The organism is Rhizobium sp. CB2179, assembly GCF_057653455.1.
This window is the reverse complement of sequence record NZ_CM172781.1, coordinates 2,643,438-2,669,244: the sequence shown is the minus strand read 5'-3', so window position 1 is coordinate 2,669,244 and position 25,807 is coordinate 2,643,438. Positions and strand designations below refer to the sequence as shown.

Below are 25,807 nucleotides of genomic sequence, written 5' to 3'. Positions count from 1 at the left end.
TCTGCCGCCTAAGTCACAGGCAATCGCCTCTGGGGCTCCAAGAGGAGTGATTATTCGCACATTTCTTGACCCTGCCATCTTTCCCCGCGGCTATTGCCGGATAAGGTACTGCCCGCAACCGGATCCTTCCCATGTCGCTTCGTCTCGCCACCTTCAATGTCGAAAATCTTCTCACCCGTTTCGATTTCACCGGCTTCCGAAACCAGCTGCGCCAGGACCGCGTCATCAAGCTTTTCCAAGTGTCGAGCGAGGGTGTGTACCAGCAGCTCGAGCAGGCGCGGGTGATTGCCGCGACCGACGACACGCGGCAGATGTCGGCCCTTGCGATCGCCGACGCTGACGCCGATATCCTCTGCCTGCAGGAAATCGACAACATGGCTGCCCTTCAGGCCTTCGAATACGGCTATCTCTTCCGCATGGTCGGTAACGGCTACCGGCAGAAATACCTGGTCGAGGGCAATGACAGCCGCGGCATCGATGTTGCCGTCCTGATGCGCCAGGAAACGCGCGATGGCCAGAAGATCGAGCTCAGGGATATCAGAAGCCATGCGATGACGACCTATCGCGATCTCGATCTCTTCAATGAGGAGCTGGCGCTCACCAACCGCATCGACGACAAGATCTTCAAGCGCGACTGCCTGGAGCTCGACCTTCTGATCGGCGGCCGGCCATTTTCGCTCTACGTCGTGCATTTCAAGTCGATGGGCAATCCGCGCGACGGGTTGGACGGGCGGCAATCGACCATGCCGATCCGCCGCGCCGAGGCGCGCGCCGTACGCCGCATCATCGAGGATCGCTTCGGTGCGGAGCAAGCCGGCACGAAGAGCTTCGCCATCTGCGGAGACATGAACGATTATCAGGAGCGTGTAGATGTCATCGGCCGCCGGGGTACTGGCTATCGCTTCGAACATCAGAACGAGACCGAAAGCGCGCTCGACGTTTTCAGCAGCGACGGCTTTGCCGAAAATGTCGTGCGCCGCCGCGAACTCCTCGACCGCTGGACGCTCTATCACGCGCGCGGGCCACAGGAGCAGTGGCTGTGCCAACTCGACTATCTCTGGCTTTCGCCAGCACTTGCCGCCCATAATGCCGGCCGCCTGCCCGAAATCATCCGCAGCGGCCAGCCCTACCGCACCATCTTCCCGCCCGGGCAGGAGGTGGAGCGTTATCCGCGCACCGGCTGGGACAGGCCGAAGGCGTCCGATCACTGCCCCGTCGTCATGACACTGGATCTCCCATGAATGCAAATTTGAACGCGAATTTCACCAACATCAATTTTTCCGATGATTTCGCCGGCTGGCCGCCGGAGGCCACGGTCTTCCCGATTGCCGGCGTGGATCTGCGCATTCTGCCCGGTCTCCATCCCTTCGTCGCCGCCGAAGAAGCGGCGATCCGGGAGAACTGGGTCAGGGAGACTGCTACCAATCCGGCGCTGTTCGACGGGCGCATGGTGTTCCAGCGGTTGGTATCGCTCGGTGAAGACGGGATTGCCGGCGAGGGCCACGTCATTCCCTTTTCCGCCTTCATGTGGTGGCGCCGACAGCCGCGGCGTCAGGGCGGCATTCATATCTTTGCCTATCCGGTGCTCGAAACTTCCGACGGCGCACTGGTGGCGATCCGCATGGGCGCCCATACCGCCAATCCCGGCCAGGTCTATTTCGCCGCCGGCTCGCTAGAGCCGGAGGATGTCGTCGACGGGCGTTGCGACATCGAGGCGAACATGCGCCGCGAAGTCCATGAGGAGACCGGGCTCGATCTTGCCGAATCCGTCGCGGGCGAGGGGCTGTTCGCCACTCATAACAAGCGCACGGTGACGCTGCTGCGGCTATTCCGCTTCGACATGACGGCGGACGAGATGATCGAGCGGATCGAGCGGCATATGCTCGTCGCCGAGGACCAGGAGATCGCGGGCGCGGTGGCGATCCGCTCGGCTGATCCCTCCGCCCATGCCTATAACATCGCCATGTTGCCTGTGATCGAGTGGTATTTCGGTAAGGCCGAGCGGAGTTGATCTATGCCGCCCAAAGCCATGTAGCGTTTCGGGATAACGACACGCATCACGTAACGATCGAAAGCGCGTCGTGTGAATCCGGTTGACGTGACGCGTTTTAGCGCCTTGCACTCGCTCGCGTGGTCGGGCAGGTTGGCGGCGCGATGACGATTCAAGGAGGCCGATGTGGCGCGAAGCTACAGCGTCTATGACGTGTTCACCGATCGAAAGCTTGCGGGCAATCCGCTGGCGGTGATCTTCGACGGAGACGATCTCAGCGACGAGGCGATGCAGGCGATCACCCGGGAGATCAATCTCTCCGAGACGGTTTTCGTGCAGCCTTCGACCAATCCCGCCTACGCGGCGCGTCTGAGGATATTCACGCCGGGGCGCGAACTGCCCTTTGCCGGCCATCCGACGGTCGGCACGGCGGTGGCGCTGGCCGAACGGGCGCATGGTGCTGCGACGCGCGATCTCGTCTCGGTGCTCGAGGAAAATGTCGGGCCGGTGCGCTGCGCCGTGCGGCTGAGAGAGGGGGAGGCGAGCTTTGCCGAATTCGACCTGCCGCGCAAATCGCAGCCGGCCATCATGCCGCTCGACAAGCTCGGCATCGCCGACGCGCTATCGCTGAAGGTGACCGAGATCGGCTTCGAAAATCACGTCCCGTCGGTCTGGAGCGCCGGCGTTCCCTTCCTGCTCATTCCGGTGCACGATGTCGGAGCCACGCAGCGGGTGGAATTCGATCCGCAGCTCTGGGAAAAGATCGTGCCCTTCGTCGATGGCGCGCTTGCCTCGGCCTATGTCTATTGCCGCGGTGGAATCAACCACGTGGCAAAGTTCCATGCACGCATGTTCGCAAGCGGCATGGGCATCGTCGAAGATCCGGCCACCGGCTCGGCGGCAGCCGCGCTCTCCGGCGCGATCCACCATTTCGACCGGCTGACGGACGGGCATCACCCGATCATGATCGAGCAGGGCGTCGAGATGGGCCGGCCGTCCTTCATCCACCTGCATATCGATGTCGACGGCGGGGCGATCTCCAACGCGCGGATCGGCGGCCAGGCTGTGCGGCTGGCCAGCGGCACGCTCGACCTTTGATTTGATCAGCGCTAAGAACGATCTATCACTTTGAATCCGCGCATAATCCTTTCCGAAAATCGATTCCGACTTTCGGGATCGTGCGCTGCATTTCAGCCATGCCGAAAAATCTTCGCGATTAACCAAAGAAATTTTGCCTATGTGCTGGACAAGCCTGCCGATCCTGTTTATACGCCCCGTCACACCGCGCAGCCAAGCGCGGACGGGTGATTAGCTCAGTTGGTAGAGCAGCTGACTCTTAATCAGCGGGTCGTAGGTTCGAGCCCTACATCACCCACCAAATCTCTTGAAAAGATTGATGTATTTGAACTCAGGCCGGATTTTCCGGCCTGCCGGAAACCGTTCTCGAAGCGAGCGGCACGGTTCGCGTTGTCCGCAGGACTGGCCGCGCCGATCCCTGCGCCCTATCTCCCTCTCGCGTATCGGGAGGGGTCTATGAGAAGCGTTATTTTTGTCGTCGCATTGTCTCTGCCGTTGCCTGCCTTTGCCGCAGCCGTCATGAACGTCAAAGCGAGCGAGCATAGCTGTAGCGAGCTTACGCAGATGATCCGCCAGAACAAAAAGGTCTTTGTCCGCGTCGGTTTCGGCGGCCGCAGTTTCCGTTATCCGCCCGCCCAATGCAGCATGGGCGATAAGCGCACTACGACCAGTTTGCGCGATGCAGGTGGAAAGCAGTGCATCCTTGATTATGCCTGCGTTTTCGACCCCGCGTCGCCCTATAACTTTCCCTAGACGCTTCCGGTGAGAGAGGGAGGGAGCGGGAAGTGCGGGTGGCGGTCAACTTCAGACGGCGCCAACCGAGGTTGCCTCAATCGCCGCCGCTCAGTTTCATGCCTGCGAGCCAGAGAGCTGCTACGATGAAAAACGACAGTGCCGCCATCACTGCGATCGGCGCTGCGTATTCCTGGAAGGAATGCGAGGCGTTTAGCCTAAGGACGTAAATAGTCGCAACCGAAAGTTTGGTAGCAATCAACAGGACCAAGGTCGCGTTTTTGGTGTAACGCCTGATTTTCGGCCAATCGAAACTTCCGGCGGGCGACGCATCAACCTTCCGTGCTGGAACGGCCCTGGTCCGCTCCGGCTCTGCCAATGCAAGGTGTCTGCGTCCAAACGTCGGTTTCATGGCCGGCAGCGTAGACCAAACATCTTAATGGATCGGGATGTAGCGATGCCCTCGCCGGGGCAGTAGCGAAGGAGTGCCCGTCTACCTGGGTCTTGCTGCCTTCAAAGAGCTCGTGCCTTAGCTGACTTCTCAAGCGTAAAATTCGGAGGGTTTCCGGACTGGCGGCACGCGGTGGGATGCCCTACCTTGGCTCTCTCAAATTCAGGAGTTTCCATGAAAAGCGTTGTTCTGGCCGTCGCACTGTTGTTTCCGTCCGCAGCTCTTGCCATCGAGGCGGTGGAGGTCAATGCAAGGGATCACAGTTGCGAGGAGCTTGCGCAGATCATTCGCAAGGACAAGGCGGTTTTTGTGCGTATGGGTTTTGGCGGCCGCAGCTTCCGTTATCCGCCGGCCAGGTGCAATCTCGGCGACAAATACGACAGCGCAAGGGTAAGGGACGCCAGCGGGAAACTTTGCCTTCTCGACTACGAATGCGTGTACGATCCGCAGTCCTTTTATAACAGGGTCCCGAAATAATATCCCGATCCAGGCGTTGCCAAATACGGTGAAGAAAAAAGGCCGGGCGAAACTCGCGCCGACCTTCCTCGATAACGGCTGCCAGTACCTCCGTGGTCAGCCGTCAGAGACAGATATGATATCCCTTAAGTAGGGTTTGCTTATAGTTTTCAAGAACTCGCGGCAGAAAGGAAGCCGGCACTGGGCCGGCTTCTTTCGGCCGAACAGCGGTTACTGTTGGGCAGGGGCAGCCGGCGGAGTGGCCGGTGCCGGTGCCGGTGCGGGCGTTGCACTGTTGTCGGTCGGAGCGATCGGCTTGGCCGGCGCCGGCTCTGATTGGGTCGTGGAGGCTGTCGTGTCCGGGGATGTGCCGGGGGTGCTCCACTGCGAATAGGCGAATGCAGCGACAGCGATCACGGCCAATGCAGCGACCCAGACAACCCACGTATTACTGCTGCGCGCGCTCGGCGTGGTGCGCAGATCCAGATTTGGGTTCAGCGGGCGGTTCGGGTCGTTGGCATTATTGGGGTCGTACGTCATGGTACTTTCTCCTCTTTCGGTGACAGAAGAATGCAGAAGTGGGCATTTTGTTCCGTTCTGGGCCGAAGCGCTTGTGCTGACTGGGTTTTCGTACTCACTTTTCGCGCTTTACTGGCGTTCCGCGCATTCGCGGCTTTGCCGCTCACCCATCATATGCTTGCGGGCGACCGGCAGAAGACCCGGTGGTAGAGCTGCCGGCTGATCGGATGCGGTGATGGATGGCGGCCCGCCGGTGCGGACGGCAAGCCGCCTGGGCGCAATGCGCTTGACACCACGGAGTCTGTTTGCGAATGATTTCTGCATGGGGTCGCGATCACCCCACGAGGCGTCATGCTGAAGAATCGCGTCCAGTAAAACCGATCAACGGAGGGACGCGTCATGCCGTCATTTCTCGAAATTTCTCCCGACAAGCTCAACCGCCTCATTGGAACCCCCGGTGCGCCTTGCATTATCGACGTTCGCACCGAGGAGGACTTCGCGCTCGATCCGCGCCTGGTGCCGGGCTCGATCCGGCGAAGCCATGCCGAGGTCGGGTCCTGGGCGGGCAGCGTCGATGCCGATTCCGTCGTCGTGGTCTGCCAGAAGGGCAGCAAGCTCAGCCATGGCGTCGCCGCCTACCTGCGCCATGCCGGGATCGACGCCGAGAGCCTCGAAGGCGGCTTCGAAGCCTGGATCACAGGTGGACTGGCGGTGCCCGAGGAAAAGCTGCCGCGCCGCGACGCTGAGGGACGTACCGTCTGGGTGACGCGGGCGCGGCCGAAGATCGACCGCATTGCCTGTCCCTGGCTGATCCGGCGCTTCGTCGATCCGAGCGCCGTATTCCTGTTCGTGCCGGCGCCTGAGGTTTTAGCCGTCAGCGAGCGCTTCGGGGCGGTGCCCTTCGATATCGATGATGTGTTCTGGAGCCATCGCGGCGAACTCTGCACCTTTGATGTCATGGTCGAGGAGTTCGGGCTGGCATCGGAGCCGCTCCTGCGCCTGGCGCGGATCGTCAGGGCGGCGGATACCGCAAGACTCGATCTCGCGCCCGAGGCGGCGGGCCTGCTGGCCGCCTCGCTCGGCCTCTCCAGGATGTATTCCGACGATCTGGAACAGCTCGAGGCCGGGATGCTTCTCTACGACGCCTTCTTCCGCTGGTGCCGCGATGCGACCGAGGAAACCCACAACTGGCCGGCGCCGAAGAAGAGAGCATGAGATGGTCGAGATGACGGATGATGCGCCCAGTGGCAAAATGGCGGAGGAAGACACCGGAGAGGGGCATCATCACGGCGTCTCGTTTGGCGATGCCTTCAGGGTGTGGCTGCGCGTCGCCGCCCTGAGTTTCGGCGGCCCTGCCGGCCAGATCGCCGTCATGCACCGGATCATTGTCGACGAGAAGCGATGGATCGGTGAGCACCGTTTTCTGCATGCGCTGAACTATTGCATGCTGCTCCCCGGACCCGAGGCGCAGCAGCTCGCCATCTATATCGGCTGGCTGATGCATCGGACAGCAGGCGGTCTCGTCGCCGGCCTGCTGTTCGTAATGCCTGGGTTCCTGTCGATCCTCTGTCTCAGCTATATCTACGCGGCTTACGGCAATGTCGGCATCGTCGCCGGCCTGTTCTTCGGGCTGAAGGCGGCGGTGCTTGCCGTCGTCGTGCAGGCCGTCATCCGCATCGGCGGTCGTGCGCTCAAGAATCGCGTCATGGTCGGTATCGCGGCCGCGGCCTTCATCGCCATCTTCTTTCTCCATGTGCCGTTCCCGCTGATCGTGCTCGCGGCCGGCATTGCCGGCTTCCTCGGCGGCAGGTTCGGGCTTGCCGCCTTTCAGACGGGCGGCGGCCATAAGGCCGGAAGCGGCCCGGTGCTGTCGGATGCGGAGTCGGCGCTCGGCGAAGGCATACCGGCGCATGCGCGCCCGAATCTCGCCTGGTCGCTGCGCATCTCGGCCGTGCTGCTTGCCCTCTGGCTCGCGCCGCTCGCGGCGCTCTACGCAACCTTCGGTGCTGACAACGTCTTTACCGAAATCGGCCTTTTCTTCAGCAAAATGGCGGTCGTCACCTTCGGCGGGGCCTATGCGGTGCTTGCCTATGTCGCACAGGAGGCCGTGCAGCATTTCGGCTGGCTGAAACCCGGCGAGATGTTGGATGGTCTCGGCATGGCCGAGACGACGCCGGGGCCGCTGATCATGGTCGTCCAGTTCGTCGGCTTCATGGGCGCCTACCGGGATTCGGGAGCGCTGAACCCGATGCTTGCTGCGACCCTTGCGGCGATACTGACGAGCTGGGTCACCTTCGTGCCCTGTTTCCTGTGGATCTTCCTCGGTGCGCCGTTCATCGAAAAACTGCGCGGCAACATAGCGCTCGCCGGCGCGATGTCGGCCATAACAGCGGCGGTGGTCGGGGTTATCCTCAACCTCGCTATCTGGTTTGCCCTGCACACGCTGTTTGCAGAGGTTGCGACCGTCCAGCTTGGCGGCTTGCGGCTCGATATTCCCGTGCTGCAATCGGCCGTGCCGGCGGCAATGGCGCTGTCTGCCGCCGCGGCGATAGCGATCTTCCGCTTCAAGGCTTCCGTCATCGCGACGCTGCTAGCCTGCGCAGCCGCGGGAATGCTCTGGACGCTGGCGGTGAACTAGAGCCTTTCTTTGGCCCTAGGCCTCCGCCCCATCCGCGGGAATGCGCGTCGCGAGCATCTTGTCGATACGCATGCCGTCCATGTCGAGCACTTCGAAGCGCCAGTTGTCGAAGACGAAGGTTTCGCCGGCTTCGGGGATGTGCTGGAGCTGATGCAGCGCAAAGCCCGCCAGCGTATGGAAATCGGCATCCGGACGATCGCGCAGGCCCAGCCGTTCGAAGGCGTCGAAGGCCGGCATCATCGCATCGATCAAGAGCGACCCGTCTTCCCTGACGACGATGTCGGGCTCTTCGTTGGATCCCGGCAGGTCGCCGGCGATGGCTTCGAGCAGGTCGGTCTGGGTGACGATGCCTTCGAGGCTGCCATATTCGTCGATGACGATGGCGAGGCGAACGGGTGAGGCCTTGAAACTGTCGAGCACGCGGACGACCGAGGTGCCCTCATGCAGCACCAACGGCTGCTTGATCACCTCCATCGGCCGGACCTTGCCGCCGTCGAGAACCTGATCGAGAAGGTCCTTCTTCAACACCATGCCGATCGGCTCGTCGATCGAGCCGCGGGCGACCAGTAATTGCTCGTGGCTGCATTCGCGGATGGTCTTCAGGATCTCGGCCTCGCTGTCGTCGGCGTCGAACCATTCGATGTCGAGACGCGGGGTCATGATGTCGGAGATCGGTCTGTCGCCGATGTTGAACACCCGCTCGACGAGCTGCTGCTGCACCTGGTTGAGAAGGCCGGCCTCCTGGCTCTCAGCGACCAGCAGCTTGAGCTCCTGCGGCGAATGGAACGACGATTCCCCGGTTCCGGCGCGAAGACCGACGCCCCGCAGCACCATGTTGCCCATGCCGTTCAGGACAAAGATCGCCGGCTTAAACAGCACCAGGAACAGACCGAGCGGGCGCACCACGGCAAGCGAAGTGGCCTCGCTGCGTTGAAGCGCCAGGCTCTTCGGCGCGAGCTCGCCGAGCACGATATGCAGGGCCGTGATGATGACGAAGGCGATGACGACGGCAACAGTATGCGCGCCCGCCGTCGCCCATTGCCCGGGCAGCCAGGACAGCAGCGGCTCGATCAGGTGGGCAAGCGCCGGTTCGCCAACCCAGCCGAGGGCGAGCGACGAGATGGTGATGCCAAGCTGGGTGGCTGCAAGGTTGGAGTCGAGATTGTCGACGGCGCGCTGAAGTGCCGAGGCGTTCATGCGGCCTGCCGCAGCGAGTTCGGCGACGCGGCTACGCCTGACTGACACCAGGGCGAATTCGGCGGCAACGAAGAAGCCATTGGCGGCGACGAGAAGAAACACGGCTAGTATCCCGATATAGTCGGAGAGCCCGCCGGCGGAATCGGACATGTTTTCCCTGCCTTCGAATTGATAGGAATCCGAAACTACACGCTCGCACACTGGTGGCAAGGCGTTCCGGCCAGCCTCGCGGCGAGAGATGCCAACGCCGGCAGCCGTGATCGAAATACTGCGTCGGTTTGCTGATGACTGCAAATGCGTGGCAACCGCATGACCGGCGTCGCGCCATTCACCGCTTGGGTGCTTCGAAGAGCTCGATCGGGTTTCCGGCCGGATCATCGAGCAGGATCTGCTTGCCGCCGATGCCCTGCACGATCTCGTTGCGGAAGCGCGCACCGGCTTGGCGCAGCGCGGTGACTTTCGCCTCCAGGTCTCCGACCTCGATCTGGATACGATTCCATCCGCCAGGCTCCGGCTTTCGCCCGTCGGGCATTGCTTGAGATGCTCCGCCCGGTCCCGTCATGCCGCTGACGAACAGACGAAAACCGTCCCTGGTCAGGATGGCGAAACTCGGCGCGGGGCGAAGCGCGACAGAGAAGCCGAGATGTCTTGTGTAGAATTCCACCGCGGCGTCGACGTCGTCGACGATATAGCGCATGCTGATACCGGGCATGTTTTCCTCCATTGTGGTCTTCGTTGTCTTGATCTGATCGTCCCCTCACGGGACATGCAGAATTCTCCTGTTCCTAATGCGTCGCTTCGAACTCGATTATGCGCCCGTTTCAAGTTTATGCATCTCGCTATGCCAATCGCGAGCACCTTTAGGCGATAGGCAAGATATCGAATCGAGGGCATGCCCGTCGGCCGCCATCCGCAGCGACCCTCCACGGCGGCGTCTTCCAGGCGATGGGCACAGGAAGGGCGCGCCGCCCTAGGCTCATCCTCGGATGCCCCGCAACTGTCTTTTCTTCAATCCCGCCCCGATGTGCTGCCAAGGGCTTCCAAGGACGAACTGGCCGGCCGCGCCGATGCCCCGTCTGCGGCGATAGAATATTTGTTACCATGTATAAGATTAATCTAAAATATAAACTTCGACCCGTAGCTATTGGATTTGATTACAAAAGTTTAATTTTTATTTCAGTTTCGGTTCATCTTTTCGGCCCTAGTTTGGTCACGTGCCCAACATGAGGAACCCCACATGAAAAAGATTTTTGCAGCTCTTCTTTCCGCCTCCTTCCTTCTTTCCCCGATGGTTGTTTCCCAAGCCAGCGCCGACGATCACCGCCGTCCCCACGTCGAGCAGAAGAAGGTGGTCGTCCGGTCGCATTGGAAGAGGGGATACCGCGTCAACGCCAGCGAACGTCGCCGGTTCTCCGATGTCAACGACTACCGCCGCTACCGGCTGGCGCCTCCGCCCCGCGGTTATCGCTGGGTGCGGGCCGACAATGACTACCTGCTGATTGGCGTCACCAGCGGCATCATCTCCAGCATTATTGCCGGTCGCTGATCGGTCGATAGATCAGGAAAGGGCGGCTTCGGCTTTGACTCTGCGGCGGCAAGCGCTTCCGTCTCGGATAAGATCGTCGTTCTCTCTATCCTTCCTCATTCCTGTGCTCGTCACAGGAATCCAGCCACGGCGCGTCTGCGCCGTGAATGACTCTCATTCGGAGGGAAGTCTCGCGTGCTCAAAGACTTGGGCACACTAGATTCCTGTGACAAGTACAGGAATGAAGGAGGGTGAGGCGGCGTTCGCGCCAGACTCGCTGCGTCGGTTGTGATCGCTTAGTCCTGCCGACGCAAAGCTACCCGGCCGGCGATGATGCCGAGAAGTCCCTTCGGTTTGCGGGCTTCAGTCTCTGTGTCCGGTTTATACGTCAGCGGATGCAGCCCTTCGATCGGTGGCAAAGGATCGCATTCCTGGCAGACGCAGAGATAGCGTTTGATTGCCTTCGCTGTCATGCCGCCTGCCTGTTCCAGCTGGCGAAGGGGTCGGGCAGGTTGCGCCAGCGTTCCGGTGTAAACACAGTGGCGTCGACCAGACAGGCGTCGAGTTCCTTCCTGATCCAGGCTTCGTCCATCGGATCGGTGCCGATGAAGACGATTTCCTGGCGGCGGTCGCCCCAGACGGGGTCGAGATAGGGGCTAATGGCGCGCATGAAGGCCGGTTCCTCAGGCCATTGTTCGCGCGGCACTGCCGCCCACCAGAGGCCCATCTTGCCGGTGCGCACGATCGCGCCCGCCTGGCTGATCTCGCCGACATGGTGCGGGCGCGTCGCCAGCCAGAAGAAGCCCTTGGCGCGCACGACGCCCGGCCATACGCCGTCGAGGAAGGCCTGCAGCTTTGCCGGATGGAAGGGCCGCTTCTCGCGATAGACGAAGGAGCGAATGCCATATTCCTCGGTCTCCGGCACGTGATCGCGGAAACCGTGCAGTTCCTTGTACCAGAGCGGATGGGTCTCAGCCTTGTCGATATCGAAGCGGCCGGTGCCGAGCACGTCTTTCAGGGCGACCTTGCCGAAATCCGCCTCGATCAGCTTCGCATCCGGGTTGAGACCGGTGATGATCTTTCGCGCGGCGTCGCGCTCTTCATTGGTTGCCGTGCCGATCTTGTTCAGCACCACGACGTCGGCGAATTCGATCTGCTCGACCAGCAGGTCGACGATGGTTCTGTTGTCGCCGTCGCCGGCCGTTTCTCCGCGGTCGGCGAGGAAATCGGCCGAGGCATAATCGGCAAGCAGATTGGCGGCGTCGACGACGGTCACCATCGTATCCAGCCTTGCCACATCCGCGAGGCTTTGGCCGTTCTCGTCTCGGAATTCGAAGGTGGTGGCGACGGGCAGGGGCTCGGCGATGCCGGTCGATTCGATCAGGAGGTAATCGAAGCGGCCCTGATCGGCGAGCTGGCGCACTTCCTTCAAGAGGTCGTCGCGCAGCGTGCAGCAGATGCAGCCATTGGTCATCTCGACGAGCTGTTCCTCGGTGCGGGAGAGATTGGCGCCGCCGTCGCGCACCAGGGCGGCATCGATATTCACCTCGCTCATGTCGTTGACGATAACCGCGACGCGTAAACCTTCGCGATTGGTCAGCACGTGGTTGAGCAGCGTCGTCTTGCCGGCGCCGAGGAAGCCTGAAAGCACCGTGACGGGAAGTCTGTTGTCCATGGGAACCTCATCAGAGTCTTATTAATGTTATATCATTACATTTGATGTGTCGAAAAAGGGCGGAACGGGGTTGTCCGCCTTTTTCCGCCTCAGCTCTCCTGGAGCGTCGCGTGTCCGGTAGGACGCGCGGAGCGGCGCATGAGTGTCATGCGCTGGAGAGGCAGTCCTTCATGCTGTTGGCGATGCCGCGCATGAGGTTGAAGTAGAGATCGGGACCGGCCTTCAGTGTTGCCGCTTCTGGATCGAGCACGCCTGACTTGGCGCGCGTGCCTTCGATGATCACATTGACGAGGCGCGGCTCGAACTGCGGTTCGGCAAAGACGCAAGTTGCGCCGAGTTCGCCGACCTTGCGGTGGATTTCCGAAACGCGCTCGGCGCCGGGAATAGTTTCCGGGCTGACGGTGATCGAGCCGGCGACGCGGATGCCGTAGCGGTGCTCGAAATATTGGTAGGCGTCGTGGAAGACGATGAAGGGCTTGTCCTTGACGGGAGCGACCATGCCCTTGATCTCGGTATCGAGCGCATCCAGCTTGTCGTCCAGCGCCTTGGCGTTGCCCTGATAGGTCAGTGCATTGGCGGGGTCGGCGGCAACCAGCGTCGTGGTGATCATTGCCGCCATGGCCTTGGCATTCATCGGGTCGAGCCAGAGATGCGTGTCGAAGGCGCCGTGGTCGTGGTCAGCTTCGGCGTGATCGTGTTCGTGCTCCGGGGCGGCGGAAGCACTCTCGTGCTGACCGGAAGCACTTTCGTGCTCTGGGGCGTCATCATGCGGCTCGAAGGCGCCGCCTTCGCGGAAGGGCAGCTTGACGATACCGGGCGCATCGTCGAGGGCCGCGATGCTGGCATCCCGGCCCAACGCCTGCAACGGCTTTTCGAGGAAGGCCTCGAGACCGGGGCCGACCCAGAAGATCACCTTGGCGTCCTGCAAGGCGCGGGCATTCGATGGCTTCAGATTGTAGGTATGCGGGGAGGCGGCGCCATCTACGATCAATTCGGGTTCGCCGACACCCTGCATGATCGCCGAAACCAGCGAATGGATCGGCTTGATCGAGGTGACGACGACGGGCGCATCGGCTGCCCGCATGGTGCCGGCAAAGAGCAGGGTGGGGATCGCCAGGACCGGGATTGCGAGGGCCGGCATTCTGAGGGCCAAGATTTTGAGGGCGGGCCCCAAGGCGCGTTTCATCAATATGCTCCGCTTGAATTGCAATTGTTATGTTATTACATCAATTGCGTTATGCTATAACGTGTGCAATAGCAGGACGCAACAGCACTTTCGGAAAATTTGATGCTCTCTCCCGCAAAGACCCCCGCTGGTATCAGGGCCGAACCGCTGGTTTCGCTTGAAGATGTCGGCATTCTGCGCAACGGTCGCTGGCTGGTGCGCGGTGTCGATTTTTCCGTCTCGCGCGGCGAGATCGTTACGCTGATCGGGCCGAACGGCTCGGGCAAATCGACCAGCGCCAAGGCGGCGATAGGTGTGTTGAAGCCCGACGAGGGCAGGGTGGAGCGCAAAGCCGGCCTCAAGGTCGGCTATGTCCCGCAGAAGCTCGCGATCGACTGGACGCTGCCGCTTTCGGTGCGCCGGCTGATGACGCTGACCGGACCGCTGCCGGAGCGCGATATGCTCTCGGCGCTCGAATCCGCCGGCATCGCCCATATGCTCGATGCCGAGGTCCAGCACCTCTCCGGCGGCGAATTCCAGCGGGCGCTGATGGCCCGGGCGATTGCCCGCAAGCCCGATCTGCTGGTGCTCGACGAGCCGGTACAGGGGGTCGATTTCTCCGGTGAGATCGCCCTCTACGATCTGATCAAATCGATCCGCAATGCGACGGGCTGCGGCATCCTGCTGATTTCGCACGATCTCCACGTCGTCATGGCCGAGACCGACACGGTCATCTGCCTCAACGGCCATGTCTGCTGCCGCGGTACGCCCGAGTCGGTCAGCCGCAGCCCGGAATATGTGCAGTTGTTCGGCAGCCGGGCGGCGCAGACGCTTGCCGTCTATAGCCATCACCATGATCATACGCATCTGCCTGATGGACGCGTGCAACATGCCGACGGCACGGTGACCGACCATTGCCATCCCGATGACGGGCATCACGCGCATGACCACAGTCATGAGCACGACGATGGTCATGATGGGCACCACCACGAACATGACCATCCGCATACCCATGCCACGGAGGACCGCCATGCTTGACGACTTCTTCGTGCGCGCCATTCTTGCCGGCGTTGGTCTGGCGCTGACGACAGGGCCGCTCGGCTGCTTCATCATCTGGCGGCGCATGGCCTATTTTGGCGATACGATCGCCCATTCGGCGCTGCTCGGCGTCGCACTGTCGCTGCTCTTCGAACTCAACCTGACGCTTGCCGTCTTTGCCGTTGCCGCGCTCGTGTCGGTGCTGCTGCTCTTCCTGCAGAAGCGCCAAGCGCTGTCAGCCGATGCGCTGCTTGGCATCCTCTCACATGCCACACTGGCGATCGGCCTCGTCATGGTCGCCTTCATGAGCTGGGTGAGGATCGATCTCATCGCCTTCCTGTTCGGCGATATCCTTGCCGTTTCCACGACCGACATCGCGCTAATCTGGGGTGGCGGGCTGTTCGTGCTCGTGGCAATGGCCTGGCTCTGGCGGCCGCTCCTGGCTGCGACCGTCAATGCCGAGCTCGCCGAGGCCGAGGGGCTGAGGCCGGAGCGGGCGCGGCTGTTCTTCATGCTGCTGATGGCCGTCGTCATTGCCATTGCCATGAAGATCGTCGGCATCATGCTGATCACCTCGCTGCTGATCATTCCGGCGGCTGCGGCGCGGCGCTTCTCGCCGACACCGGAAATCATGGCAGTGCTCGCTTCGCTGATTGGAGCGGCGGCCGTCGTCGGCGGGCTGTTCGGCTCGCTCACCTACGACACGCCCTCGGGCCCCTCGATCGTGGTCGCGGCGCTGATCCTCTTCATTCTCAGCCTGCTTCCGGTCAGGCGCCACCGCGCGGTCATGCAAGGACAAGGCTCATGACGACACCGCAATTGACCAAGAACCAGTCGCTGGTCTTCGACGTGCTCGAAAAGGCCGAAGGGCCGCTCAGCGCCTACACCATCCTCGATAAGCTGCGCGACCACGGTTTTCGCGCGCCGCTGCAGGTCTACCGGGCGCTGGAGAAGCTGCTCGAATATGGCGTGGTGCACCGGCTCGAAAGCATCAACTCGTTCGTCGCCTGCGCCCATCCGGGCGACGATTGCCACAGCCACGGCATCGTCGCCTTCGCCATTTGCGAAAGCTGTGGCCAGGTGACGGAGTTCCACGACCACGAGGTCGATCACCGACTTATGGAATGGGTGCGCGGGCAGAAGTTCAAGCCTGAAAAGACGACGATCGAGATCCGTGGGTTGTGCGAGGCCTGTGCGGCATAAGCTTCCTCGCCTTCGCTAGACGATCGCCTCGCGGGCTATTGCGATGGCAGAACCCGTAAGATCCCGACGTTATTAGACGCCGATCACAAAGCGGCGATCAAAAAGGGCGAGGCCGGTAACCCGGCCTCGCCTCTCACTTTCTTTTGCCCCGATCGGGTTAGTCCGGCTTAGATTCAGAGCCGCCCTTGCCGGGGCCGTCATTGCCGCCCTTGCCGGGACCGTCGTTGCCGCCCTTGCCGGGGCCGTCGTTGCCGCCCTTGCCGGGGCCGTCATTGCCGCCCTTGCCGGGACCGTCGTTGCCGCCCTTGCCGGGACCGTCGTTGCCGCCCTTGCCGGGACCGTCGTTGCCGCCCTTGCCGGGACCGTCGTTGCCGCCCTTGCCGGGGTCGTCATTGCCGCCCTTGCCGGGACCGTCGTTGCCGCCCTTGCCGGGACCGTCATTGCCGCCCTTGCCGGGGCCGTCATTGCCGCCCTTGCCGGGACCGTCATTGCCGCCTTTGCCGGGGCCGTCATTGCCGCCCTTGCCCGGACCGTCGTTGCCGCCTTTGCCCGGACCGTCGTTGCCGCCCTTGCCCGGACCGTCGTTGCCGCCCTTGCCCGGACCGTCGTTGCCGCCCTTGCCCGGACCGTCATTGCCGCCCTTGCCCGGACCGTCATTGCCGCCCTTGCCTGGGCCGTCGTTGCCGCCCTTGCCGGGGCCGTCTTTGCCACCCTTGCCTGGGCCGTCTTTGCCACCTTTGCCTGGGCCGTCTTTGCCACCTTTGCCGTGATCGTGATCTTCTCCGCCCTTGTCGTGGTCGTGATGATCGCGGTCCTTGCCGCCGTGATGGTCTTTTCCACCGTGGCCCGGACCGTCCTTGCCGTGCCCGTGATCTTTCCCGCCCTTGCCGCCGTGATGACCATGGCCCTTGCCGCCGTGATCGTCCTTTCCGCCATTGTCGCCGCTGCCGCTGCCGTCGCCATTGCCGTCGCCGCTGCCGTCGCCGTCGCCATTACCATCATCGCCATTATTCCCATTGCTGGCGACGGAGCCGGTGCTGGATGTCTTCTTGCCGCCGCCAATGTTCTGGTTGCCGCGATCGTTATCGTTCGGATTGAACCTGCTATCGGACTGAATTGCTCTGGTCGGCATGCACAGCCTGTATTCGAGTGTTCCGCGAACTGCGGCCTTGCAATTAACGACTGCCGGCGCTGCCGTTGCCAAGCTGCTGCTTGCCAGAAGGGAAGCAACGGCGATGCTGAATTTCGCTGCTCTGCTGATCATTTCAATCCATCTCCCAAGGTTAACCGAATGTTAATGGGGAGAACTCTTACACTAACAATAAATTAACACGAAGAATAGATGATGGTTAATCAGTCTAATTCATCTAATACAGTTAAATTCTCAAGTATAAAATTTTACTAAATTTTTATTGTGCCTATGTTATTGTTTCGCAACAAATAAAAGGAATCGGCTATGAAGCGCCTCTTTTCGCTCGCTGCCTTTTTATTCATTCTTCTGCATTTTCAAGCGGTTGCGGGATCATCGCTTCCTGTGACGCGAAGCATCGGCGCACCCGTGGGATTCGCCGCAGCCTGCGCCAAGTACAAGTGGCTGTGCGGCAGGATGGCGGCGCAACAGCTGAATGATCAGGCAGGAACAGCGCTACTTCAAAAGGTCAATCGTGCCGTAAATGGACGTATCATTCCCGCGGAAGATCGCCCGTCTTCCCGAAATAAGGATGTTTGGTCTCTGCCGGTTGCCGGCCGTGGGGACTGTGAGGACTACGCTCTCCAGAAGATGAAGGACCTGATCGAAGCTGGTTTTCCATCGAACAGGTTGGCGCTTTCCGTGGTGATTGGACCGCACGATCAAAACCATGTCGTTCTCATTGCCCGGACGGACGGCGGCGATTATGTGCTCGACAATCTGACCAGCGCCGTCAGGCTCTGGCGCACCACGGGCTATACGTTTCTGGCCACTCAGGATTTCCAATCGCGAACGGGCTGGCGCGTGACGCTTGCTGGTCCCCGTGCAGGCGAGTTCTCTTGAACTGAAAGTCTCGAGGCGGCGCGCTCGCCGCTGGCAAGTGCAGATGCCGGCGCTATCTTTGCCTGAGAATCCAAGCCAGGGACGATCGCGTGACGAAAACCGAACTCGCGAAGATATACCGCGGCTACATCGCCTGCCTGAACAGGCAGGACTGGCCCAATCTCGGGCAGTTCGTCGGCGACGATGCAGTTCATAACGGTCGGCGCCTCGGGCTGTCGGGTTACGTCGCCATGCTCGAGCGGGACTTCGATGAGATTCCCGATCTCTATTTCAAGGTGCTGATGCTTCTTTGCGATCCGCCATACATCGCCTGCCGGCTCGGCTTCGATTGCAGGCCGAAGGAAAAATTCCTCGGCCTCGATGTGAACGGCAGGCGCCTTTCCTTCACCGAGAACGTCATCTACGAATTTCGCGGCGGCAAGATCGTCGAGGTCTGGTCGGCCATCGACAAAGTGGCAATCGAAGCCCAGCTTCGGGGTGGGGAGAGGCCCAACAAGATGGAGTGATTGGCGTGTTCGATGCAAGGAGCCTCGTCCCTCGTGACAAGCACGACGTTGCCGCTCTTTCTGGTATCGAGAGCGCTGGTTATCCTGCGATCGCTCCGATCCTGGATGACTTGCTGGCGTGGACGGCGGACGGCAACTGGCCTATTGCTCCACCTCTGGCTCGTTTTCTCGTCTCACTCGGAATGCCAATTGTTGACCCGGTGTCGCGCGTTCTCCGAGGAGATGACTCCCCTCAAAAATATTTCTGCTTTCAACTGATCGTCGAAAAGCTGTCGATGGAGGTTGTTGAAGCGCTTGAGGGCGACCTCCGGAAGCTGGCGGATCAACCGAGCAAGGCGGACCAGTTGGAAGGGGTCGACGAGTTGGCACGTGAAGCGCTTCAGCGCTTGCATTCATAGCTTCCGGCATCGCTGTTGCTGATCGTCTGCTCGGGGCCAAGTTGAAGATGAATGCCATCAATGTGATGTGGAGGCGCGATTTTGGTGCGCTTTTGATCAGATGATGGCGACGCGCTCGCCGAAGGGCGTGTCGTCGTCGAAATTGCGGGTGCCGATCCGATCGCTTTCGCCTGACAAGGCCGGCTGTTCCGCCTGTTCGCCGGCCTCTTCCCCTTCTTCCGATGCCGCATGCCGGTGCCGCTTTTGCGGGTGCTCCTCGTCGTCGACGATCAGATCCGCGTGCGGAATGAGATCGGCTGCGGCTTCCTTCTCCACGGCCCTCTTTGCTGCCAACTGATCGGCGGTGATCTGCGACTGGCGGGCGGCGACCCAGGCGTTGTCTGGTTCGGAGTCGATCGAGGTGCTGGTGCCGACCTTGGCGGGTTCGGGCGCGGCGGTGGCGGAGATGGGGTTGATCGCGTCGACCATGAAACTCTCCTGCGGTGACCAACTAGCGAAGCAGTCGGCCGCTTCTTGGGATGAAAAACGGTGCGTTCTTCGGACCAATCAGGGAGACATATCGAGCCCGCGCCGAAAAACACAAGGGGACATCGACGTGACTGCCACCTCGGAATGACGAAATCGGTAGCAGGTAGCGGGAAATTCGACGAGGAATTGTGTGCACAAGGGGTGATCGGCGCGTGGTTAATGTAAGAATCGGAAACACTTTGTGACTAAGTGTCTCCAAAAGCAGCGTTTTTTGACTTGCTGCGCGCGAAGACATGACGGATATTGTTTAAACGTTGAGGAAGCCGTCATGATTAGAATGATTGAAAACCCTGCCGAACTGGCTGGCGAAGATATCACCGGCAAATATATACTCCGGAGGCTGAACTATCACTGGTTCGCCTACGGCAAGGCGGCTATCGTGACCGCCTGCAAGGGAACGATTCTGCAGCTTGAGCGGGAAGAGACGGTTTATTCCGAGCGTTGGGGACGTCGCGCCTATACGGGCACCGGCAGACGCTATCCCGGCGGTATCTGTCCGATTTCTGCGGTCGCCTGCGTTTGCGATACGCCCGACGACGTCAATGCCGTCATTCAATTGGACGTCGAAGCGCAGGACGAATTCTATCAACTGATCGCCAAGGCGGAAGCCAGGGTTCAGGCACTTGCCTCATCTTCACGAAACAGCCTGTTTCTCGAAGCCGCCGAGTAACGTGATTTTTTCAACGAAATCCGCCATGTTCAGCGTCCTTCTGCGCGTCTAAAAGGACGCGCGGCGCTGTCATGGTATGGAGAGCGATCATGACGCAGCGGGACACTCGGCCCGGTCACTCATTCGCCGCGGCTCCATCTTTCGGATCGCTCGCCATCACCATTGCCGTCATGTTTGCCGCGCTGTTCTGGCCGGCGGGCACGCTCGACTGGCCGCGCGGGTGGATTTTTCTCGGCCTGTACCTTGTGCTGACATGTGTCGCGCTCATCTGGATCCGGCGGACGAATCCGGAGCTGTTTGCGGCGCGCAGCCGATACCAGAAGGGTACCAAACCCTGGGACGCCGTGGTGGCGACGCTGACGATCATTCTCTTTGCCGCCATTTTTCCGGTCGGTGCATTCGACGACGGACGGTTCCACTGGGCGCCGCAGCCCGATTGGGTCGTCCTCATCGGCTATCTGCTGATGACATCAGGTTATCTCGGCCTGACCTGGGCGCAATCGGTCAACCGGCATTTCGAGCCGACGGTGCGCATTCAGACCGACCGTGACCACAAAGTGATCGACAGCGGACCCTACGCCGTAATCCGCCATCCCGGATACGCAACCGCCATCGTGCTCAGCGTCGGCATGGCGCTGTCGCTTGGATCGCTCTACGCGCTGGTTCCCGCCGGCCTGCTCATCATCGTCCTCTTCGGCCGGACGCTGGGGGAGGAGGCAGAATTGCACAAGGGGCTCGAGGGGTATGAGGAGTATATGGCGCGCGTGCGGTGGCGTTGGATTCCGGGCGTGTGGTGAGCGCTTTGGCGGGCGGAGAGGGGCATAATCACCCGCCCCCGTCCTTCGAGGCTCCGGCCCTCGGCCTGCGCACCTCAGCAACCGTGTTGTTGGGGCTGGTTCCATGGGGTTCGTCTTTTAAGAATAGTGTTGATCATGATGATGAGCTTTCGCATGGCGGCGACGATGGCGACCTTGGGCGGTTTGCCCGCGTCGCGCAGCCTTTTGTGGAAGGTCTTGATGGCCGGGTTGCAACGGATGGCCGAGAGCGTAGCCATATAGAGGGCGCATCTGACGGTGGCGCGGCCGCCGGCGATATGGCGTTGTCCACGCCATGTGCCGCTGTCGTGAGCGATGGGGGCGACGCCGACGAGGGCTGCGAGCTTCTTGTCGTCGATGGCGCCGAGTTCGGGCAGTTCGGCGATGAGCACGGCGGCACTGACCTCGCCAATGCCCGGCACGGTCAGCAGCAGATTGCGGCGTGCGGCCATGTCGGGCTCGGCCTCGATGGCGAGCGCGATGGCGGCATCGACGCGGGCGAGCTGGGCCTTGAGGGCGGCGAGGGTCTCGCCAATCAGCGCTGCGACGGCCTCAGGCGCATGCTCGAGGCGGTTCTTCTCGGCGACCGCCATGTCGATGAGTTGGCGACGGCGGGTGACAAGCGCAGCAAGCGCGATGCGGCCGTCGTCGATATGGGGGATCTGTGCCGGCCGCATCGCTCTGGCGAAGTGGAGCGTGACGCGGGCGTCGACCTGATCGGTCTTGGCCAAACGACCGCTGGCCCTGGCGAAGTCGCGCACCTGGCGGGGATTGACGACGGCGACGGCAATACCGGCGGCCATAAGCGTTCTGACGATTGCCATCTCGTAACCGCCGGTCGCCTCGACGACGACAAGCTCTGCGCCGGCCACTGCCGCAGTGAGTGCGGCACAGCCTGGCGCATTGTTGTCGAAGCGGACAACGGCGCGTTTGCCCTCAACGGCAACGTCGAGATGGGCCTTCGAGACATCGATACCGACCATGAAAGATTGCTGGATATGCATGACTGCTCCTCCTTGCAACGCGGGCTCGAAGCCCAACCAACCGTTCGAGTGAAGACATGGCGACGGAGATGCTTGCTGAGGTACGAGTTCAAGACCCAAGGATGACACGCATCCCCGCCGCACAGCCCCTTTATACAGCAACGGCAACGTACAAGGATGAGGGCTGATCGGTGTGCCGTGTCGTTGGAAGGCTATGGATGTGTCTGCAGGCTGATGAATTCGCGACCGTCATCTGTTGCTCTTCTCTCACCCGTGCCCTCTCTCCAGCCTCATCCTGAGGTGCCCCGCAGGGGCCTCGAAGGACGGGGCTGGCCACCGGTCGCGTTGCCCGATCAACTGATTTGCCGGAGATCCCGCGCAAACCGCTGCCAATTCGCCACGTAGTTTTCCGCCGAGCGGCGGATGCTCTCGACAGCCTTCTCGTCCAGCACACGCACGAGCCGGGCGGGTGCTCCGACGATCAGGGAGTTGTCGGGGAATTGCTTGCCCTCGGTGACCAGCGCATTGGCGCCGACGAGGCAGTTGTCACCGATCTTCGCACCGTTCAGGATGGTCGCACCCATGCCGATCAGCGTGTTGTCGCCGATGGTGCAGCCGTGGAGGATGGCGTGATGGCCGATGGTGCAGTCTTTGCCTATCGTCAGCGGGAAGCCCATGTCGGTATGGGCCATCACGCCTTCCTGGATGTTGGTGCCTTCGCCGACGGTGATCTTCTCGTTGTCGCCGCGCAGCACGGCGCCGAACCAGATGCCGACATTCTCGCCGAGCTCGATCTGGCCGATGATATTGGCGTCCGGTGCGATCCAATAGAGGCCGGCGGCGGGCAGTTTCGGCGTCGATCCGCCAAGTGCGTAGACGGGCATCGCTTTCTCCTCAGACGACCTCGACCGATAGGGTGGCGACGCCGTCGATGCCGCAATTGATGCGATCACCCCTGGCCACCGCGCCGACGCCGGCGGGCGTGCCGGTCATGATGATATCGCCGGCTGCAAGAGTGAAGAGCTTCGACAGTTCGGCGATGATCTCCGGCACCTTCCAGATCATCTGGTTGAGATCGCCGTCCTGCACGCGCTTGCCGTTCTGTTCCAGCCAGATCTTGCCTTCAGCGGGGTGGCCGAGGCGGCTTGCCGGAACGATCGGTGAAACCGGAGCGGAATGTTCGAAGGCCTTGCCGACCTCCCAGGGACGACCGAGCTTCTTTGCCTCACCCTGTAGATCGCGGCGGGTGAAATCGATGCCGACGGCATAGCCGTAGACGCAGTCGAGCGCGTCCGCGGCCTCGATGTTCGCGCCGCCCGATTTCAGCGCCAGCACGCACTCGACCTCGTAATGCACGTCTGATGACAGCGGCGGGTAGGGAAAAGCCTTGCCCGCTGGCAGCAAGTTGTCGGCATTCTTCTGGAAGAAGAAGGGCGGCTCGCGGCTGGGATCATGGCCCATCTCGATCGCATGGTCGGCATAGTTGCGCCCGACGCAATAGACGCGGCGAACCGGAAAACGCTCGGCGCTGCCCTCGACCGGCAGCAGCACCGGTTGCGGAAGCGGGATGACGGTGACGGGATCGGACATTGGCGGGCTCTTCCTGTTTACGAGTCTTGCGCCATCTTAGACGGAAAACATCGCGCCGGGGAAGCGTCCTTGGCGTCCGGCTTCGGTGCATTGACGCTGTCACAGTCGCGGGTTAACCTTGGTCATGAGCAGGATTTTTGCAATTTCGATGACGTCTACGACCACCGCGCCGCGGTGGGTGTAGACGCTTGAACTGAATTCCGTTCATAGCTGCTAAGACCAACCCGCCGGTGACGAGCGGGTTTTTTGTTCCCGCCCGCGCCCGCATTCGAGGACGAGATCGTGGATGGTATCCGGAAAAATATTCTGGCGGAGCGGGCTCTGGCCGCCGCCCGCCACTGTGTCGCCAGCCGCTATGTTGGGGCTGCTTTTGCCTACGCGGCGGGTTCCATCATGCGCGGCGAAGGCACCACCTTTTCGGATATCGATCTGGTCGTCGTGTTCCCGTCTCTCGAAAGAGCCCGGCCGGAATCGTTCACTGAGGACGGTTTCCCGGTCGAGGTCTTCGTCCACGATCCGCAGACACTGGCGCATTATCTCCATCAGGATGCCGACAGCGGCTATCCCATCATGGCCAACATGGTCACGACGGGCTGTATAATGGGATCGGATATCGACAGCGCGCGCGTCATCCAGGCAAAGGCGGCAAGTATGCTGGCCGCAGGACCGAAACCTCTTGCCGGGGCAGACTACGACTTGCTGCGCTATCAGGTCACCGATCTGGCCGACGATCTGCGAGGAACGCGCCCACCCGAAGAGATCGCCGCCATCGCGGCGCTGCTCTATCAGAAGCTCGCCGACCTGATGCTTCTCGGACGTGGCGCGTGGGCTGGCCGGGGAAAGTGGGCGCCCCGTCTGATGAGGGAGCTCGACGCGCAATTGGCGGCCGAATTCGACGCGGCGTTCAGTCTGGCGGCCGCGGGTGACGGCGCCCGGTTCCTGGCTTTGGCCGATCGGGAGCTTGCCCTGCATGGTGGTCGCTATTTCGACGGATTCAGGCAGGACGCGCCGCTGGAAGCGCGCCGCCTGGAATAATTTGGTATCAGTGACGTTGCCGCATTTTGAAAATTGGATGGAAGATGCTTGAGCACGAATTCAAGGGCGCCTTGCAGTCGGCAGCAAGGCGTACCGCCAGATTGCGCCTCAGAATCCCCGTGGAAGGGGATATCGATTTCCTGACCCGACTTTTTTCGCGGCCGGAATTGGTCGCACACCGACCGGTGCCCCGGCCTGATACGCCGGCGGAAAGCGCAGCGCGGCTTGCGCGCGACATCGGGCATTGGAAAGATCACGGGTTCGGGCGTTGGGCCGTTGAGGCGAACGGTGTGCTGATCGGTTTCGGCGGCGTGACCGTTTCCCAGGAGTTTGATGGCCTCAATCTTTCCTATCATCTGCAACCCGAAAGCTGGGGACAGGGATATGCCACGGAATTGGTCAGGGAAACCCTGGCGTTTGCCTTTAATGATCTGCAGACAGAGCGGGTAGTCGGCTTGGTTCGCACCGCCAACGCCGCTTCGAAACGCATTCTCGAAAAATGTGATTTCATCTTCGAGCGCGAGGTGATGTTGCACGGGGCGCCGACCAACATGTACGCCACCGGCAGTTTCTGGGCTTAAGTGGCAACGCCGATCGCATCCGCACAAGCGTTCACGCTCGCGAGGTCATCCAGACGCCCACCAGTGTCACCGCCAGCCCGATGAACATCGTTGCCGTCAGCGGCTCGGAAAATAGAGCCCAGGCCCATAACATGGTGACAGGCGGGCTGAGGTAGATCGCGGCGCTGACCTGCGCCACGGGGAACAGTCGAAGGCTGGTGTAGTAGACCGAATAGGCAGCGAAGGTCGCAATCAGCACGAGCCATGCCATGCCGATGGCGAAATCGACGCTCATCGGCGGGATCATGTTGCCCTGCATGAAGGCGCAGAACGAAAACAAGGCCGAGCCGGTCAGGGTCTGGATGCAAAGGCTCTGATGGACAGGCATATGCGCCTCGCGCCGCCGTCTGTAGAGAACGGAGGCGAGGGCAAAGACCAGCATCGAGCCGGCCGTCAGCCCGTAGGCCCAGAGCGGGGCCTCGCCGAAGCTCAGGCTTTCGAGCGAAACGAGCAGAACGCCCGCCACGGCGATTGCCGTCCCCAGCCATTGTCGCTGCGTCAGCCGTTCGCCCAGGAGGGGTTGCGACAGGCACGCAATCGCCAGCGGCAAGAGGTCAGAAATCAGTGCGACCAGCCCCGTCGGCACGCGCTGCTCGATGGCGAGAGCGAATCCGCCGAGATAGAGGAAGACTGACATCACGCCGAACAGCATCTGGCCCAGCACAATGCGCAGATGCATCCTCGGCCCAATGGTCAGCGCGAAGGGCAGCAGTGTCAGTCCCGACAGAAAGGTGCGCCAGAACAAGACCAGGATGACGCTCGCCTCCTCGCTGGCGTAACGGATGCCGACGAAACCGGAACTCCAGCTGATCACCAGAAGCGTCGCCAGAACGGGCCATAAGAAGCGGTGATTTGGCGCACGCCGAGCGAGAACTTCATCCGTCATGGGATACTCATTTTGATTTCGTTCTGCTCAGCCATAGGCCAAAGGGATCGACCTCGCACATGACAAATTTCGATGACG

General features: G+C 61.4%; 32 protein-coding genes and 1 tRNA gene. 19 read left to right on the top strand and 14 right to left on the bottom strand.

All coding sequences use genetic code 11. The features are described from left to right. Nucleotides 1–131: 131 nt before the first annotated feature. The 5 genes from AC244Q_RS13445 to AC244Q_RS13425 all read left to right on the top strand — a co-directional run bounded on the left by AC244Q_RS13445 (nucleotide 132) and on the right by AC244Q_RS13425 (nucleotide 3,820). Nucleotides 132–1,241 (top strand): endonuclease/exonuclease/phosphatase family protein, encoded by a 1,110-nt coding sequence (locus AC244Q_RS13445; RefSeq protein ID WP_128407905.1) that lies wholly within the window; start codon nucleotides 132–134, stop codon nucleotides 1,239–1,241. Then, nucleotides 1,238–2,011, top strand: a complete 774-nt coding sequence (locus tag AC244Q_RS13440; protein ID WP_128407906.1) for an NUDIX hydrolase — start codon at nucleotides 1,238–1,240, stop codon at nucleotides 2,009–2,011. The genes AC244Q_RS13445 and AC244Q_RS13440 overlap by 4 nt, the downstream gene beginning before the upstream one ends. A 165-nt stretch (nucleotides 2,012–2,176) precedes the next feature. Continuing rightward, the gene (locus tag AC244Q_RS13435) at nucleotides 2,177–3,088 is read left to right on the top strand and encodes a PhzF family phenazine biosynthesis protein (RefSeq protein WP_012758171.1); all 912 of its coding nucleotides are present in this window, start codon (nucleotides 2,177–2,179) and stop codon (nucleotides 3,086–3,088) included. A 204-nt stretch (nucleotides 3,089–3,292) separates the two neighbouring features. Beyond that, nucleotides 3,293–3,368: transfer RNA gene (locus AC244Q_RS13430), tRNA-Lys, on the top strand. Nucleotides 3,369–3,523: 155 nt separating this feature from the next. Continuing rightward, complete coding sequence (locus AC244Q_RS13425) at nucleotides 3,524–3,820, top strand: hypothetical protein (protein WP_017994640.1); 297 nt, start codon at nucleotides 3,524–3,526, stop codon at nucleotides 3,818–3,820. Nucleotides 3,821–3,896: 76 nt separating this feature from the next. On the opposite strand, the gene AC244Q_RS13420 is transcribed toward AC244Q_RS13425, so the two are convergent. Then, nucleotides 3,897–4,211 carry a hypothetical protein gene (locus AC244Q_RS13420; RefSeq protein WP_012758169.1) on the bottom strand — a complete coding sequence of 105 codons (315 nt, stop codon included), beginning with the start codon at nucleotides 4,209–4,211 and terminating at the stop codon, nucleotides 3,897–3,899. A gap of 213 nt (nucleotides 4,212–4,424) precedes the next feature. Here AC244Q_RS13420 and AC244Q_RS13415 point away from each other — a divergent pair, with 213 nt between their 5' ends. Further along, nucleotides 4,425–4,727 carry a hypothetical protein gene (locus AC244Q_RS13415; RefSeq protein WP_017994638.1) on the top strand — a complete coding sequence of 101 codons (303 nt, stop codon included), beginning with the start codon at nucleotides 4,425–4,427 and terminating at the stop codon, nucleotides 4,725–4,727. A 210-nt stretch (nucleotides 4,728–4,937) separates the two neighbouring features. Here the strand turns inward: AC244Q_RS13415 and AC244Q_RS13410 are convergent, their stop codons facing one another. Together AC244Q_RS13410 and AC244Q_RS13405 are read right to left on the bottom strand one after the other, a co-directional pair. Further along, nucleotides 4,938–5,246, bottom strand: a complete 309-nt coding sequence (locus tag AC244Q_RS13410; protein ID WP_003541169.1) for a hypothetical protein — start codon at nucleotides 5,244–5,246, stop codon at nucleotides 4,938–4,940. Between the two features lie 108 nt (nucleotides 5,247–5,354). Further along, entirely contained in the window at nucleotides 5,355–5,549 is a 195-nt protein-coding gene (locus AC244Q_RS13405; RefSeq protein ID WP_017994637.1) for a hypothetical protein, read from the bottom strand. Between the two features lie 75 nt (nucleotides 5,550–5,624). Between AC244Q_RS13405 and AC244Q_RS13400 the strand changes: the two genes are divergently transcribed. Then, nucleotides 5,625–6,440, top strand: coding sequence for a chromate resistance protein ChrB domain-containing protein (locus tag AC244Q_RS13400; protein WP_128407908.1), 816 nt, complete (start codon nucleotides 5,625–5,627; stop codon nucleotides 6,438–6,440). A 1-nt stretch (nucleotide 6,441) separates the two neighbouring features. Further along, on the top strand, nucleotides 6,442–7,863 hold the full coding sequence (gene chrA / locus AC244Q_RS13395; protein ID WP_128407909.1) for a chromate efflux transporter: 1,422 nt from the start codon (nucleotides 6,442–6,444) through the stop codon (nucleotides 7,861–7,863). 15 nt (nucleotides 7,864–7,878) lie between these two features. Here chrA and AC244Q_RS13390 read toward each other — a convergent pair whose 3' ends face one another. Together AC244Q_RS13390 and AC244Q_RS13385 are read right to left on the bottom strand one after the other, a co-directional pair. Beyond that, entirely contained in the window at nucleotides 7,879–9,210 is a 1,332-nt protein-coding gene (locus AC244Q_RS13390; RefSeq protein WP_012758164.1) for a hemolysin family protein, read from the bottom strand. Between the two features lie 178 nt (nucleotides 9,211–9,388). Beyond that, the gene (locus AC244Q_RS13385) at nucleotides 9,389–9,772 is read right to left on the bottom strand and encodes a VOC family protein (RefSeq protein WP_012758163.1); all 384 of its coding nucleotides are present in this window, start codon (nucleotides 9,770–9,772) and stop codon (nucleotides 9,389–9,391) included. A gap of 525 nt (nucleotides 9,773–10,297) precedes the next feature. On the opposite strand from AC244Q_RS13385, the gene AC244Q_RS13380 reads away from it, so the two are divergent. Next, nucleotides 10,298–10,606: an RcnB family protein gene (locus tag AC244Q_RS13380; RefSeq protein WP_012758162.1), complete on the top strand. Its 309-nt coding sequence runs from the start codon at nucleotides 10,298–10,300 to the stop codon at nucleotides 10,604–10,606. A gap of 275 nt (nucleotides 10,607–10,881) precedes the next feature. On the opposite strand, the gene AC244Q_RS13375 is transcribed toward AC244Q_RS13380, so the two are convergent. From AC244Q_RS13375 to AC244Q_RS13365, 3 genes are all read right to left on the bottom strand, one after another. Beyond that, entirely contained in the window at nucleotides 10,882–11,058 is a 177-nt protein-coding gene (locus AC244Q_RS13375) for a hypothetical protein (RefSeq protein ID WP_012758161.1), read from the bottom strand. Continuing rightward, nucleotides 11,055–12,260: a zinc metallochaperone GTPase ZigA gene (zigA, locus tag AC244Q_RS13370; protein ID WP_128407910.1), complete on the bottom strand. Its 1,206-nt coding sequence runs from the start codon at nucleotides 12,258–12,260 to the stop codon at nucleotides 11,055–11,057. The genes AC244Q_RS13375 and zigA overlap by 4 nt, the downstream gene beginning before the upstream one ends. Nucleotides 12,261–12,405: 145 nt before the next feature. After that, nucleotides 12,406–13,446, bottom strand: coding sequence for a zinc ABC transporter substrate-binding protein (locus tag AC244Q_RS13365; RefSeq protein WP_128407911.1), 1,041 nt, complete (start codon nucleotides 13,444–13,446; stop codon nucleotides 12,406–12,408). A gap of 102 nt (nucleotides 13,447–13,548) precedes the next feature. Between AC244Q_RS13365 and znuC the strand changes: the two genes are divergently transcribed. Genes znuC through AC244Q_RS13350 form a run of 3 tightly spaced genes read left to right on the top strand, consistent with a single transcriptional unit; the run spans nucleotide 13,549 to nucleotide 15,666 of the window. After that, nucleotides 13,549–14,463 carry a zinc ABC transporter ATP-binding protein ZnuC gene (gene znuC / locus AC244Q_RS13360; RefSeq protein ID WP_128407912.1) on the top strand — a complete coding sequence of 305 codons (915 nt, stop codon included), beginning with the start codon at nucleotides 13,549–13,551 and terminating at the stop codon, nucleotides 14,461–14,463. Then, complete coding sequence (gene znuB, locus AC244Q_RS13355; RefSeq protein ID WP_128407913.1) at nucleotides 14,456–15,271, top strand: zinc ABC transporter permease subunit ZnuB; 816 nt, start codon at nucleotides 14,456–14,458, stop codon at nucleotides 15,269–15,271. Before znuC ends, znuB begins: the two co-directional genes overlap by 8 nt. Further along, the gene (locus AC244Q_RS13350; protein WP_011652680.1) at nucleotides 15,268–15,666 is read left to right on the top strand and encodes a Fur family transcriptional regulator; all 399 of its coding nucleotides are present in this window, start codon (nucleotides 15,268–15,270) and stop codon (nucleotides 15,664–15,666) included. Before znuB ends, AC244Q_RS13350 begins: the two co-directional genes overlap by 4 nt. A gap of 157 nt (nucleotides 15,667–15,823) precedes the next feature. On the opposite strand, the gene AC244Q_RS13345 is transcribed toward AC244Q_RS13350, so the two are convergent. Next, nucleotides 15,824–16,930, bottom strand: a complete 1,107-nt coding sequence (locus tag AC244Q_RS13345; protein ID WP_442160430.1) for a hypothetical protein — start codon at nucleotides 16,928–16,930, stop codon at nucleotides 15,824–15,826. A 192-nt stretch (nucleotides 16,931–17,122) separates the two neighbouring features. Between AC244Q_RS13345 and AC244Q_RS13340 the strand changes: the two genes are divergently transcribed. From AC244Q_RS13340 to AC244Q_RS13330, 3 genes are all read left to right on the top strand, one after another. After that, complete coding sequence (locus AC244Q_RS13340) at nucleotides 17,123–17,698, top strand: transglutaminase-like cysteine peptidase (protein WP_012758155.1); 576 nt, start codon at nucleotides 17,123–17,125, stop codon at nucleotides 17,696–17,698. A gap of 89 nt (nucleotides 17,699–17,787) precedes the next feature. Continuing rightward, nucleotides 17,788–18,204 (top strand): ester cyclase, encoded by a 417-nt coding sequence (locus AC244Q_RS13335; RefSeq protein ID WP_128407915.1) that lies wholly within the window; start codon nucleotides 17,788–17,790, stop codon nucleotides 18,202–18,204. Between the two features lie 5 nt (nucleotides 18,205–18,209). Continuing rightward, a complete protein-coding gene (locus tag AC244Q_RS13330) occupies nucleotides 18,210–18,602 on the top strand; it encodes a DUF5071 domain-containing protein (protein WP_245459789.1) in 393 nt (130 codons plus the stop codon). A 96-nt stretch (nucleotides 18,603–18,698) separates the two neighbouring features. Here the strand turns inward: AC244Q_RS13330 and AC244Q_RS13325 are convergent, their stop codons facing one another. Continuing rightward, nucleotides 18,699–19,070, bottom strand: coding sequence for a hypothetical protein (locus tag AC244Q_RS13325; protein WP_012758153.1), 372 nt, complete (start codon nucleotides 19,068–19,070; stop codon nucleotides 18,699–18,701). Nucleotides 19,071–19,398: 328 nt separating this feature from the next. On the opposite strand from AC244Q_RS13325, the gene AC244Q_RS13320 reads away from it, so the two are divergent. Further along, complete coding sequence (locus AC244Q_RS13320; RefSeq protein ID WP_003560747.1) at nucleotides 19,399–19,800, top strand: hypothetical protein; 402 nt, start codon at nucleotides 19,399–19,401, stop codon at nucleotides 19,798–19,800. A gap of 89 nt (nucleotides 19,801–19,889) precedes the next feature. Further along, nucleotides 19,890–20,597, top strand: coding sequence for a methyltransferase family protein (locus AC244Q_RS13315; protein WP_206641128.1), 708 nt, complete (start codon nucleotides 19,890–19,892; stop codon nucleotides 20,595–20,597). A 74-nt stretch (nucleotides 20,598–20,671) separates the two neighbouring features. Here the strand turns inward: AC244Q_RS13315 and AC244Q_RS13310 are convergent, their stop codons facing one another. From AC244Q_RS13310 to AC244Q_RS13300, 3 genes are all read right to left on the bottom strand, one after another. Further along, on the bottom strand, nucleotides 20,672–21,619 hold the full coding sequence (locus AC244Q_RS13310) for an IS110 family RNA-guided transposase (RefSeq protein ID WP_017995762.1): 948 nt from the start codon (nucleotides 21,617–21,619) through the stop codon (nucleotides 20,672–20,674). A gap of 332 nt (nucleotides 21,620–21,951) precedes the next feature. Next, nucleotides 21,952–22,482: a gamma carbonic anhydrase family protein gene (locus AC244Q_RS13305; RefSeq protein ID WP_017994623.1), complete on the bottom strand. Its 531-nt coding sequence runs from the start codon at nucleotides 22,480–22,482 to the stop codon at nucleotides 21,952–21,954. A gap of 10 nt (nucleotides 22,483–22,492) precedes the next feature. Then, entirely contained in the window at nucleotides 22,493–23,188 is a 696-nt protein-coding gene (locus AC244Q_RS13300; RefSeq protein WP_113548031.1) for a fumarylacetoacetate hydrolase family protein, read from the bottom strand. A 246-nt stretch (nucleotides 23,189–23,434) separates the two neighbouring features. Here AC244Q_RS13300 and AC244Q_RS13295 point away from each other — a divergent pair, with 246 nt between their 5' ends. Then, complete coding sequence (locus AC244Q_RS13295) at nucleotides 23,435–24,223, top strand: nucleotidyltransferase domain-containing protein (RefSeq protein WP_113548032.1); 789 nt, start codon at nucleotides 23,435–23,437, stop codon at nucleotides 24,221–24,223. Between the two features lie 44 nt (nucleotides 24,224–24,267). Then, complete coding sequence (locus AC244Q_RS13290) at nucleotides 24,268–24,804, top strand: GNAT family N-acetyltransferase (RefSeq protein WP_113548033.1); 537 nt, start codon at nucleotides 24,268–24,270, stop codon at nucleotides 24,802–24,804. A gap of 31 nt (nucleotides 24,805–24,835) precedes the next feature. Here AC244Q_RS13290 and AC244Q_RS13285 read toward each other — a convergent pair whose 3' ends face one another. After that, nucleotides 24,836–25,729: a DMT family transporter gene (locus AC244Q_RS13285; RefSeq protein WP_012758148.1), complete on the bottom strand. Its 894-nt coding sequence runs from the start codon at nucleotides 25,727–25,729 to the stop codon at nucleotides 24,836–24,838. Nucleotides 25,730–25,807: the final 78 nt, after the last annotated feature.